This is a genomic window from Streptomyces sp. NPDC059456 (assembly GCF_042750055.1).
Lineage (GTDB): Bacteria > Actinomycetota > Actinomycetes > Streptomycetales > Streptomycetaceae > Streptomyces.
This window is the reverse complement of record NZ_JBHYVA010000236.1, coordinates 1-11,185: the sequence shown is the minus strand read 5'-3', so window position 1 is coordinate 11,185 and position 11,185 is coordinate 1. Positions and strand designations below refer to the sequence as shown.

The following is an 11,185-nucleotide window of genomic DNA, read 5'->3' as shown; positions in this document are numbered from 1 at the left end:
GTGCGGCTCTACTCGGTGGACGGGCACGGCCGACGTGGCGTGGTGTTCCGCTCGCTGGAGGCCTCGCGGCTGCTGCCGGTGGCCGTCGCCCGCAGCGCTTTCCGGATGCCCTACATGTGGGCCCGGATGGCGATCCGCCGTGACGCGGACACCATCAGCTACACCAGCAGGCGGCGCTGGCCGGGGCCGCGCGGGGCGCGCTGCCGGATCGGGGTGCGGGTCGGCGAGCGGATCGAGGAGCCGACTGCCCTCGAACACTTCCTGACCGCCCGCTGGGGCATGCACAACGCCTTCTTCGGCCGACCGGTGTATCTGCCCAATGCCCACCCGCGCTGGCCGCTGCATCGGGCCGAACTCCTGCATTGTGAGGATGAGTTGGTGGCCGCGGCGGGGCTGCCGTCGCCGACCGGGCCGCCGGTGAGCGTGTTGTACTCCCCGGGCGTGCCGGTTCGCTTCGGCCGCCCTGCCCGCCCGGGCGGCCTGCCCACCTCCTGAGCCCGCTCAGGGCAGCGGTCGGAGGTTCGCCAGAAACGTGGAGCCCCGATCTTCGACGTCTCTGGGCGCCGTGTCGGCCTGCGTCTCACGCGACGTTGTCTCTGGAACGCGAGCCGAACAAGATCAGGTGAGACACAGACAAGGTCTCGTGCGACGGGACAGTAGGCCGGGGCAGCTTCGGCCACAGTCTCTGTCACCGGCAGGCGTCATGGAGTGTGCGTGGCTCGACGCCTCACCCAGGTGCCACGCTGACCGAGCCCGCTGTGCTGGCGGGGCCGCTCGGTGAACTTCCGGCGACGTACATCCTGTGCGTGGTGCCGGGGGCCGAGCCCGACGGCGCCGAGCCCGACGAAGTTGTGGCCGAGCTGCTGACCAGCAAGCGCTGGCGGCTGGCCAAGATGGACACCGGCCATTGGCCGATGTTCTCCCAGCCGCGCGAGCTGGCGCAGATTCTCCTCAATGCCGTGGAGTGAGAGTACCTTCATGCCTGCGGCCTGGTTTTGGACGCGCTAGATGTGTGCTGGTCACAGCCATTCGCTGATGGCCGCTATGAGGACGGTCGCCTCGTAGCGGACCGCTAGCTTGTCGTATCGCGGGGACAGCACCGTGTCTCTTGAGCTGGTTGATCCCGCACTTGACCGCATGGCGCTGGCGGTAGTCGACCCGGTCGACATCGCCGCAGTCCTTCCCGCGCCGGCCCCGCCGGCCCGCCCGGCCGTCCGGCTGCACCCGCGTCTCCCAGTGCACGAAAGCTCGATTGGCGGGCCCCTGTTGTGGCCAGCGCAGGAACCCTGGCGGTACTGCGGCATCGAGCGCGAAGACCCCCATCCTCTGGTGCCTGTGGCCCAGCTGTATGCGCGGGGCATACCGCTGCGCAGAGTCGGCCACGCGGTGTTTGACAGTGCGCGTCAGTCGCGCGGCGATGGCATCGGTATGGGCCCGGCCGTGAGCTGCTTGGCCCGGATCGTGTCCGCCGGGACCTCGAAGACGACGAAGCGCCCGTCTCGTTCGTTCCCCTGCTCGCCGACGCGGGTGAAACCGAAGCCCGCGATGGTGGCCAGGGAGGCGGTGTTGTCAGGGCTGATCCTGGCTCGCACGGTCCTGACTTCGGGTTCGGCGGCGGCTCTGACGAGTAGCGCCGCCAGCATGGCGCGGGCGTAGCCCTGGCGGCGGTATCCGGGCACGACGGTGAACCCGACCTCGACCATGCCCGTCTCGTCCGGCGGTCCGTGGAACCCGGCGTCGCCGACGACGACCTCGTCAGGTTCGGACACCGCGGCCCGTGTGATCCAGGGCGCGGCGGAGGGGTCCTTGGCGAGCTGGTCGGCGCGGTAGCCGAAGATCCAGCGGGCTCGGTCGCCGACGAAGTGTTCGTCAAGGGCGACTCCGGACTCGGTGCTGCCGCTGGCAAGGTCACCGTTGGCCAGTGCCCGCAGCGCCTTCGCGTTGAGCTCGACGAAGCGGACGCGTTTGGGGGTTGAGAGGGGTGCGCTGTTCATTGTGGACATGCTCGCTCAGCGGCCAGGGGGCTGTCCACCGTTTTGCTGCCCGGCGGAGAGAGCGTCCCGCGAGGGCCTTGAGGGCCTGGGGGTTGATGAATCGGCGTCGGTCGTCGCCGATGCCGGCCAGCCCCCGAGTGCTCCGCCAGTGGGGCAGGGCAGCCAGGGTGTGGGCCTGATCGGCTGCGGTGCCCTCCTGTGTGCTGCACGGCTTGACGAGCAGGGCCGGAGCGGGGGTACGCGTTCGAAAGCATGCACAGGCACGAACGGGCTGATCAGGTCGTCGTAGGCGTCGCGCACGCCAATGCCTGCAGCGTGGTTGACGGTACGCTCCCGGTCGGGGGCCGCGGCAGGCCTGCGCACGTGCACGAGCGCGACTGACCAACGCTTCCGCGGCCTTCTCCTCGCCGAGGCGGTCGCGCTGGGGGTGGTGCTGGTGGCAGGGGTGTCGTGGGTGGCGCCGTACGCGCTGCGGGCACACGCCCGCTTCGCGGTGCTGCTGATGAGCCCGACCCGGCACGCGCAGCTGGCCCGGCGCGTGGAACGGCTGACCCAGACCCGCGCGGACGCGACCGGGGTGCAAGCGGCCGAGCTGCGCCGCATCGAACGGGATCTGCACTACGGGGCCCAGGTGACGCTGGTGGCGATCGGGATGACGCTGAGGGTGGTCGAGCGGCGGCTGGGGGAGGAGGCTCCGGAACTGCGCGACCTCGTCGCCGAGGCGCGCAAGCAGTCTGCGACGGCCCTGGCCCAACTGCGTGACCTGGTCCGGGGCATTCATCCGCCGGTCCTGGCGGAGCGCGGCGTGGGCGACGCGGTGCGCGCGGTGGAGCTGGACTACCCGCTGGACGTCGAGGTGACGGTGGACGTCCCCGGGCGGCTCGAGGCGCCGGTGGAAGCGTGCGCTTACTTCGCGGTGTGCGAGGTCCTCGCGAACGCGGCCAAGCACTCGGGGGCTTCCCGGGTGCACATCGGCCTGCGGTACTTCGACGGGGTGCTGCGGATGACGGTGGGCGACGACGGCGGGGGTGGGGCCGATCCGGCGAAGGGGACGGGCCTTTAGGCGTTCGCCGGCGGCTGGGTACATTCGACGGTGATCTTTTCGTGAGCAGCCCGGTGGGCGGCCCGACCCTTGTGACCATGGAGTTGCCGTGCGCGTTGTCCTTGCCGAGGACCAGTTCCTCTTGAGGGAGGGAATGGTGCGGCTCCTGGAGTCGTACGAGTTCGAGGTCGTCGCGGCCGTCGACAACGGACCGGAGCTGTCACGGGCACTCACACATCACCGGCCGGACCTCGCGGTGGTCGACGTCCGGCTGCCGCCGACCTTCACCGACGAGGGGCTGCAGGCGGCGCTGGCGGCTCAGTGCGCTCTACGGCTGCAGCGCGAGCGAAGCAAGCTGCCAAGGGTCGCGCGGCCGTAGGCCGCACCTCATTTCGCGCTAAAGACTGTCCCGCAATGATCAACTGAGTCGATCCGTTCAGCATCGGGCATGGCCGCCTCGGGCCGGTCTATCTGGCGAGCGCGAGGTTGTGCAGGTGGGCTATGCCAAGCATGGCGTGATGAACGCTGTCTCCCTTCAAGCGGAAGTCGCGGAGGATCTTCCAGCTCTTCATGCGGGCGAAGGCGTGCTCGACGCGAGCACGGACCTTGCGGTGTGAGCGGTTGTGCTCCTCTTTCCAGGCCGGAGTCCGGCTTGGCCAGGCTCGCGACGGTGCGGGATTACCAGGCCAGTGCCACGGTAACCGCCGTCAGCGATCCCCGTGGCATTGCCGACGGCGGCCGGCGCTCCGGACAACTCCCACGCCCTGCAGTCGTTGCGGTTACCGGGTAGAGGCCGGCCCACGGCGACGAGCAGACTTCGAGATTCCGGACAACGGCGCGAGCTGGTACAGCGTCAAGTTGGTTCTCCAATACGCCGCTACCAGCAGGACACGGTCCTCCAGCGGCAGGCTCCACGGCCACTCTACGGACTACGTCAGCTCCCTCGCGACGCAGGGCGTTCACGAACTTGCCGAAGCAGCGCGGGCTCAGCCCCGTGAACGGGCCTATCCAGGACGGCTGCGACGCCGTGATCACACCAGCCACGTCAAGATCGTCCCATTGCCCCAGAGCCCAGAGTTACAGAGATCAGTTGCCAGAATTCTGTTGGGCGCTCTCGTCACCGGCCGGTACGGTGCCACGCACGCAGAACCAAGGGGGATGAGCTGGTGCGCCCAGTGCTGTTGGTGGATGTGGACGGACCGCTGAACCCGTATGCCGCGAAGCCGTACCGTAGACCCGAGGGTTATCAGACGCACCGCCTGCTGACCCCTCGGTGGGGGGCCGCCAAGCGGCGCCGGCTGACTGGGTGGGGGCTGCCGAACAAGCCCGTGAAGCCGCTGCGGGTGTGGCTCAACCCGGATCACGGCCCGGCGCTGGACGCGCTCCCCTTCGACCTGGTGTGGGCGACAACGTGGGAGGAAGAAGCCAACACCTTCGTCGCGCCGCTATTGGGATTGCCCGAACTGCCCTTCATTCCCTGGCCTTCGCCGCGGCCCGAGCCCGGAGACGGTGTGTTCTGGAAGACGCCTGAGATCGTCGCGTGGGCGAAGGGCCGTGCGTTCGCCTGGGCCGACGACGAGATTACAGAGGGGGATCGTACCTGGGTGGAGGAATACCACGACGGTCCCGCCCTACTGCACCGGATCGACCCACGTCGCGGCCTTGCCATCGAGGACTTCGCCGCGCTGACGGCATGGGCGACCGGCCTTGACTGACTCTGCAGCCGATCGACAACCGGCTGCGACGCCCCGCTCCGTGATCGTTTACGGTACAAGTCTTAGTCAGACCCAGAATCGTCGCTGGTGACCAGCCGGACTTGTAGGTAGGAGGGAGAAGGAAACGGGGAGCGGGTGAGAGTAAGAGGGTTGCAGGAAGTGCGAGGGCTGGGAGGCGAGGCGGGGAAGGGAACGGGGAAAAGTTTGAGCGGGGAGACGGGGCTGGTGGAGGAGAGGGTGAGAGAGCGGAAATCAATCATTGAATCGTGCGCGAAATGTAAAATCCTGCCGACTTGCGGTCAGGCTTGCGGAGTGCTGCTCTGGGATAGGCAGGGGGTAAACGGCTAAGTGATCCGAGCCTGAATGGGTGGCGTTCAGTCGAAGTAGGGGGACGGCGCGTCGTGTGACGACGGGATGCCCCGTGCCTCGACCCGCTATCGGAGGTTCACGATGACACAGGTTTCTTCTGCCCGCATTCCACTACGCCAGATCATGGCCGTGCTCTTGACGGCCGCCCTGACGCTCTCCCTCTCGGTGGTGCTCACCGTCACCGCGACGAAAGAAGCAGCCGCCTTGTGCATCGCCAACCGGTTCAACGGGACGTGGCGCTCGTCCGACGCGAGGCTGAAGCGTATCGACGTGTGGCAGGGAGAGGACTGCCACCTGTACGCCAGGGCCTGGGACGTCTGCGAGAACGATTCGACGCATATCTGCAGCTGGGGAAACAGGAGAATGGGAGACAGTCCCGAGCCGAACTTCCAGTTCGTCGGATACAACTGGAGCAACGCCGATGAGGTACTGCAGCTGCGGATGCAGGACAGGTCTCACATCTCGGTGTGGGACAGCACCGACTACCACAGCGGTAAGAACGTCAGCTTCACGGTTGCGATGTACAAGAGCAGTTGAGCCCGCGAAGGGCAGCAACTCCACCCGCGCCGCTACTGGACGAAACCCCCTACCAAGACAGGTGGGGGCCTCGCCGCTCGTCCCCCGCCCCCGACCGATGCGAACGCGCCGGGGCGGGCCCCTGTTCGCCGACCGTGCCTACACGGGTACCGGCTCCTGGGTCACCACCGGACTCAAACGGCCACCGGGCGGCGAGCTCACCCTCACCCAGCGCACCGTCAACCGAGCCCTGGCCGCAGCCCGGACACCGGTCGAACGCGGCATGGCACGGCTGAAGTCCTGGCAGATCTTCCGAAGATCCCGCATCAGTCCCAACCGCTTGACCGTCATCACCTGATTTCTCCCAGGAGGCTCCGTCCTTGAGACGTCATCTCATTTGGCGAGTCTGCGGTAGCAGATGAGGGTGCAGGCGTGCTGGTGAAGGCGAGGAAGTGTACGGCCTTGCGTTCGTAGCGGCGGTGGAGGCGGCGGCAGCCGGCGAGCCAGGCCATGGTGCGTTCGATGGTCCAGCGGTGGTGGCCGAGCCGCTGCGAGGGCTCGATTCCTCTGCGGGCGATGCGGTGTGTGATGCCGCGCTCGCGTAACCATTTGCGCAGGTGGATGTAGGCGTAGCCTTTGTCTGCGTGGAGTTTCGCTGGCTTGCGTCGTCGGCGCCCGCGGCGTGAGCGGATGGGCGGTATGCCGCGGACGAGGGGTTCGAGGGCCTGGCTGTCGTGCAGGTTCGCCCCTGAGATTCCAACGGACAGGGGCAGACCGGTCCGTTCGGTGATCAAGTGGATCTTCGGGCCGCACTTGCCCCGGTCGACAGGATTCGGACCTGTCAGGTCCCCCCTTTCAAGGCCCGCATGTTCACCGAGTCGATCGCGCAGCGGGACCAGTCCAGCTCGCCGCGGGCGCCAAGCTCATCGAGCACCAGGCGGTGCAGCTTGGCCCACACCCTTGCCTTCGTCCACTCGGTGAACCGCCGGTGAGCTGTGGCCCCCGACGGCCCGAAGGACGCCTTGGGCAGCTGCTGCCATGTGCAGCCCGAGGTGGCCACGAACACGATCGCGACCAGCACTTCCCGGTCACCGTGCCGCCGCCGACCGCCGCCCTGCGGCCGCGACGACGTCTCCGGCACCACCCGCTGGAACAGCACCCACAACTCATCTGGCACCAGCCGCTCAACAATCCCCACCACGACGGACAGGCTACCCAAGCGCCCAAATAAGATGACGTCTTTAGCTGCCGGGGGCGGCGCCCGGCACCGCTGGGACCTGCTTGTCGTGGTGGTACGGACGGACAGCAGCAGCCCGGAGACCATCGCCTTCACCGCCGGCCCGGCTCTCGTACTCCCAGCGGGCTTTGCGCTGGGCCGGGACTGCCGCGAGGCCCGGGCCGTCGAGCGGCTGGCACTGGGCGAGGAGCTGACGGTGCGCCGCTGTGGCGGCGGTGACGTGCAGGGTGTAGCCCTGGCCTCGCCGCACGGCCACACCCTGGTCGAGCACGGCCCGCTCGGCGGGCTCCAACTCGGGCGGTGCGGAGGAAGTCGGTGACCTTTCCCGGCATGTCGAGGGTGACATGGCCGTGGAACAGACCACCCGCCTCGGTTGCCGACACCCTGCGGGTCCACACCGAGATGACCGCGCACGAGAAGACCGGGAAGCCGCGTTCGCTGCCTGACCTGGGCCGGCAGTCCATGGCCTTCGAGCTCTCGAACGGCGAGGCCCACGCCTACGTCCGGGTCGGCACGGTCGTGGTCTACGTCTCGGAGCAGGGCAGCCACGACGACTACAAGCCTGCCGTCCTCGAGTCCCTGGCCAGGATGGCCGCCACCTGGGCCCAGCAGGCCCAGGACGGCAAGACCCCGGCGCGGAGGTTACGTAGCGACCCGGACCGGATTCGTCGCCCCGGACGCCGGTCCGCTGCCGGGCCGGCGTCCCGCACCGGGGTTTCGTCACGCCGTCACGGGGTTTCGTTACGGTCGCCGGCCGCGGCCGCAACTGCTGCGCGGCGGCCAGGCGCTGCGCTCGCGGTAGGCGCGGGAGCGGCAGGTGGGCGAGCAGTACCGGGCCGGATGCCCGTTGACCGGACCCGCGGGTCGGGGCGGCAGGGGGTCGCCACAGGCGGGACAGGCGGGACAGGCGGGACAGACGGGACAGGCGAAGGCGGCCTCCGCGGTCTCTCCGTCTCCGGGGCAGGGCGGCGACGGGGAAGGAGCCGCTGTGCTTGGAGACCAGGACCTCGCTGTGGCAGAAGTCGATGACGTCGGTGAGCAGGGTGCGGACCGCGAACTTGTCGGGCAGGTGGTCGATGGTGCCCTGGGGGAAGGCGTGCTGGCGGGCTTGGAGGTAGACGGGCGTGAGGGCGGCGAGGCTGTCCTGCTCCGCCTGGATCCGGCGGCGCTGGGTGCGCAGGGTCTCTTCCTGGGCGCGTAGCGCGGCGTCCCGGTCGGAGAAGCAGCCGGCTCGCGGCGGCCTGCGGGCTGACCGCCTGCCAGCGCACGCCCTGGGTCCCGGCGGCGGGGAGCTCCTGGAGGAGGCAGGCGGCGAGGAGGGAGTTCAGGGCCCGGGCCGCCTCGTGGTCGTCGATGCCGGTCTCCGCCGCGGCCCGGGCCACCGTGTCCCGGGTGAGGTGGGCGTGGACGACGGTCCAGCGGTAGAGCAGCACCGCGGCGCCGTCGAGGCCCGGTATGCCCGCCGACCCGCTGTCACCTGCCCACGGAACCCCTCCTAAAAGTGCATGGCACACAGATGATCCCCCGCAGGACTGCCGCGCCCGGTGGCGGGTTGGCACAGTGGTGATCACAGCCGGCCGGGACGGGCGGCGGTGCACACAGGACCACACACCGGCGGAGTGACCGCCGCCGGGTGACAGCAGGAGTTGACGCACATGCGGGGAAACACACGCCGGGCCATGGTGGCCTTCGTACTGGCCGCGGGCATCACGACGGGCGGCCTCGCCGCCTCCGCCGTCGCCGCCGCTTCGGAGCTGCCCGGCACCGGGCACCGGGTCGGCGCCGGCGTGGAGATCCCCGGGCTCGACCCCGGCAAGGACTGCATCGTGACCACCGCGTGGGGCGATACCACCTGCCCGGCCCGGCAGTACTAGGCACTGTTTCTCGGATCTCCGGACAGGGGTGGGGTGTTGAGGGCAGGCTCGTCGTATGGGTCGTGGGGATCTGACGAATGCGGAGTGGGAACGGCTGGAGTCGTTCCTGCCTCGCGGTGGTGCTCGTGGGGGCCGGTGGAGTGATCACCGCAGGGTGATCAACGGGGTGCTCTACCGGGTGCGGACCGGTGTCCAGTGGCGTGATCTGCCCGAGCGGTTCGGTCCGTGGGAGACCGTCTATAAGCGGCATCGCCGCTGGTCAGCGGATGGAACCTGGACAATGCTGCTGTCCCGGATCCAGGCCGCCGAGGACGCCGCGGGCCGGATCGACTGGGACGTCTCGGTGGACTCGACAGCAGTGAGGGCCCGCCAGCACGCCGCCGGCGCGAGGGTCGCTCCGCCCGGCGCGGTCTCTCAAAGGGGGAACGTCCAGGGGACGAATCGGGTCGATCCGGTGCTTCGGAAACTGGTCGTCCGATTGGAGGGGGTGGTGCGATCAGCGAAAGCCTGGGACGCTCCCGCGGCGGTTTCACCACCAAAATCCACCTCGCCGCCGACGGACGGTGCCGGCCCCTCGCCCTCGTCCTGACACCCGGACACTACGGCGACGGCCCCCAGCTCGAGCGCGTGCTGGAGCGGGTATCCGTGCCCCGTACCAGCGTCGGCCGACCTCGCACGCGGCCCGATCATGTCCTGGCCGACAAGGCCTACACCTCCCGGAAGAACCGCCGCTACCTGCGACGACGCGGAATCCGCCACACCATCCCCGAACGCCTCGACCAGCAAAGACACCGCAAGAACCGCGGTTCACGCGGCGGCCGGCCCACCGGCTTCGACAGCGAGCGCTACAAGAAACGCAACACCGTTGAACGCGCCATCAACCGGCTGAAGGGCTTCCGGGCCGTCGCCACCCGCTACGAGAAACGCGCCTACATCTACCTCGGCACCGTCACCCTCGCAGCCCTCATCATCTGGCTCCGCGCATGATCCACGAAACAGCGCCTAGTGCACCCCTGCCGACAACCCTCCAGCCCCGTCCCGGTGCAACCCTCCTGCGGGGCAGGGTCCGGCGCCGGCCTCCCCGGCCGGGGAGGCTTGCCCAGGTCCGCTGGACGGGCCGGGCGTGAGCCGCGGTCTCATCCCTCGTACGGGTGGCGCCGTCGCCGCCGGCGAACCGTCCGGCGTCGTCGTACTGTCGCAGGGGGCATGAGCTTGACGTTTAACGTCCGGCCGACTCGGTATCGGAGGCCATCGATGTCTGCAGGACCCGTAGCCGTCGTTGGATGACTGAGCGGGTGACCAGTTCGAACAGCTCGGGAGTCGAGATTTCGACGATGAACTGGGTCAGCAGGTCTTGGTGTGCTTCCTCGACGTTCACCCGTTCCTCGAAGTGCAGGGCCTGTGCCCAGTCGTCGACAAGCTGGCCTGGGCTCGCGAGTCCTGCGGTGACCCGCTCAACTGCAGATACGGCATGGCCAATGCGAAAGGTGACAGTTGATGTTGGTTCGCCGTGCCGGGCGTCTCTGATGAGTCCGGAGAACTCACCGTCCCAGTGCACGAGGTCTTCAAAGGACCGGCTTCCGTTCGCGGCCATGTTGCTCATCCTGCTTTATGGCACGAGGGCGGGCATAGGCAGCCTCCCGTCATCTCGGAGCTGACGTGCAGCCGCATTCTCGCCGGACGGCCACGTTCCCCAGTCGTCTCCAGCTTTGCCGATCCGTCCGGAGCAGGTGGTCCCCTTCGGGAAGTCCGCCGAGGGCGCGCATCCTTCACGTCCGGAAACGACCCGACCAACTCGCATAGCTCGCCGTTCAGCAGGAGCAGCCCCACTGCGGGGTGGGTGCGGTCGAGGGGGTTCGGGAGGCCCGGCCGGTGGGTGCGGCGGGCGGGTGGACGGTGGTGCCGGCCTTGATGGTCTCGATCACCTTGATGTCGCGGATCTCCTCCGGGTCGACTGTCAGCGGGTTCGCGCTGAGGATGACCAGGTCCGCGAGCTTGCCGGCCTCGATACTGCCCTTGCGGTCCTGCTCGCCGTACTGGTGGGCGGCGTTGATGGTGATCGCGCGCACCGCGTCCAGGGCGGAGACTCGCTGGCCGGGGCCGAGGAGGTGGCCGCTGCGGGTGCGGCGGGTCACCTGGCTGGACAGCACGGCGATCGAGTTCGGCAGCGCCACCGGGGCATCGTGGTGCGAGGTGTAGCGCAGGCCCTTGTCGATTGCCCAGCGGGCGGGGGAGATGCTCTGCGCCCGCTGCTCGCCGAGGACGGTCTCGCGGTACCAGTCGCCCCAGTAGTAGGTGTGCATCGAGAAGAAGGACGGCAGGATTCCCAGCCGGGCGAACCCCTCGACCTGTTCCTCGCGGGCAGTCTGCGCGTGGATCGCCACGGTCGGCCGCCGGCCCGGCCCGGCGGCCGCCCCCGCCCTGAGGGACGGGGGGCG

At 68.9% G+C, this 11,185-nt stretch carries 12 protein-coding genes and 4 pseudogenes; 11 read left to right on the top strand and 5 right to left on the bottom strand.

The features are described from left to right. Window positions 1–495, top strand: a 495-nt coding sequence (locus ACFXA3_RS21225; RefSeq protein ID WP_385188854.1) for a YqjF family protein, incomplete at its 5' end; no start/stop codon positions are given. A gap of 179 nt (window positions 496–674) precedes the next feature. After that, a pseudogene (locus ACFXA3_RS21220) lies at window positions 675–968 on the top strand (alpha/beta hydrolase); the annotation flags it as partial. Between the two features lie 435 nt (window positions 969–1,403). Here the strand turns inward: ACFXA3_RS21220 and ACFXA3_RS21215 are convergent. Beyond that, the gene (locus tag ACFXA3_RS21215; RefSeq protein WP_385188852.1) at window positions 1,404–1,994 is read right to left on the bottom strand and encodes a GNAT family N-acetyltransferase; all 591 of its coding nucleotides are present in this window, start codon (window positions 1,992–1,994) and stop codon (window positions 1,404–1,406) included. Window positions 1,995–2,430: 436 nt separating this feature from the next. Here ACFXA3_RS21215 and ACFXA3_RS21210 point away from each other — a divergent pair, with 436 nt between their 5' ends. Both ACFXA3_RS21210 and ACFXA3_RS21205 read left to right on the top strand, forming a co-directional pair. After that, window positions 2,431–3,057 (top strand): sensor histidine kinase, encoded by a 627-nt coding sequence (locus ACFXA3_RS21210; RefSeq protein WP_385188850.1) that lies wholly within the window; start codon window positions 2,431–2,433, stop codon window positions 3,055–3,057. 88 nt (window positions 3,058–3,145) lie between these two features. Beyond that, window positions 3,146–3,397 (top strand): annotated as a pseudogene (locus ACFXA3_RS21205) (response regulator transcription factor); the annotation flags it as partial. Window positions 3,398–3,503: 106 nt separating this feature from the next. On the opposite strand, the pseudogene ACFXA3_RS21200 reads toward ACFXA3_RS21205, so the two are convergent. After that, window positions 3,504–4,080: pseudogene (locus tag ACFXA3_RS21200) on the bottom strand (transposase). A 119-nt stretch (window positions 4,081–4,199) separates the two neighbouring features. Here ACFXA3_RS21200 and ACFXA3_RS21195 point away from each other — a divergent pair. The 3 genes from ACFXA3_RS21195 to ACFXA3_RS21185 all read left to right on the top strand — a co-directional run bounded on the left by ACFXA3_RS21195 (window position 4,200) and on the right by ACFXA3_RS21185 (window position 5,994). Further along, complete coding sequence (locus tag ACFXA3_RS21195) at window positions 4,200–4,751, top strand: hypothetical protein (protein ID WP_385188856.1); 552 nt, start codon at window positions 4,200–4,202, stop codon at window positions 4,749–4,751. Window positions 4,752–5,201: 450 nt separating this feature from the next. After that, window positions 5,202–5,657 (top strand): hypothetical protein, encoded by a 456-nt coding sequence (locus ACFXA3_RS21190; RefSeq protein WP_385188857.1) that lies wholly within the window; start codon window positions 5,202–5,204, stop codon window positions 5,655–5,657. Beyond that, entirely contained in the window at window positions 5,542–5,994 is a 453-nt protein-coding gene (locus ACFXA3_RS21185; protein WP_385188848.1) for a transposase family protein, read from the top strand. Before ACFXA3_RS21190 ends, ACFXA3_RS21185 begins: the two co-directional genes overlap by 116 nt. Before the next feature lie 35 nt (window positions 5,995–6,029). Here the strand turns inward: ACFXA3_RS21185 and ACFXA3_RS21180 are convergent. Then, a pseudogene (locus ACFXA3_RS21180) lies at window positions 6,030–6,828 on the bottom strand (IS5 family transposase). A 40-nt stretch (window positions 6,829–6,868) separates the two neighbouring features. Here ACFXA3_RS21180 and ACFXA3_RS21175 point away from each other — a divergent pair. The 4 genes from ACFXA3_RS21175 to ACFXA3_RS21160 all read left to right on the top strand — a co-directional run bounded on the left by ACFXA3_RS21175 (window position 6,869) and on the right by ACFXA3_RS21160 (window position 9,734). After that, a complete protein-coding gene (locus tag ACFXA3_RS21175; RefSeq protein WP_385188846.1) occupies window positions 6,869–7,192 on the top strand; it encodes a hypothetical protein in 324 nt (107 codons plus the stop codon). A 669-nt stretch (window positions 7,193–7,861) separates the two neighbouring features. Then, on the top strand, window positions 7,862–8,074 hold the full coding sequence (locus tag ACFXA3_RS21170; protein WP_385188844.1) for a hypothetical protein: 213 nt from the start codon (window positions 7,862–7,864) through the stop codon (window positions 8,072–8,074). 454 nt (window positions 8,075–8,528) lie between these two features. After that, window positions 8,529–8,747 carry a hypothetical protein gene (locus ACFXA3_RS21165; RefSeq protein WP_285544044.1) on the top strand — a complete coding sequence of 73 codons (219 nt, stop codon included), beginning with the start codon at window positions 8,529–8,531 and terminating at the stop codon, window positions 8,745–8,747. A gap of 55 nt (window positions 8,748–8,802) precedes the next feature. Continuing rightward, a protein-coding gene (locus ACFXA3_RS21160) for an IS5 family transposase (RefSeq protein WP_385188842.1) occupies window positions 8,803–9,734 on the top strand; the annotation gives its coding sequence in 2 pieces (ribosomal slippage) (window positions 8,803–9,225 and window positions 9,228–9,734; 930 coding nt in all). 232 nt (window positions 9,735–9,966) lie between these two features. On the opposite strand, the gene ACFXA3_RS21155 is transcribed toward ACFXA3_RS21160, so the two are convergent. Then, window positions 9,967–10,350 (bottom strand): hypothetical protein, encoded by a 384-nt coding sequence (locus tag ACFXA3_RS21155; protein ID WP_385188840.1) that lies wholly within the window; start codon window positions 10,348–10,350, stop codon window positions 9,967–9,969. A 208-nt stretch (window positions 10,351–10,558) separates the two neighbouring features. Further along, window positions 10,559–11,185, bottom strand: a 627-nt coding sequence (locus ACFXA3_RS21150) for an amidohydrolase family protein (RefSeq protein WP_385188838.1), incomplete at its 5' end; no start/stop codon positions are given.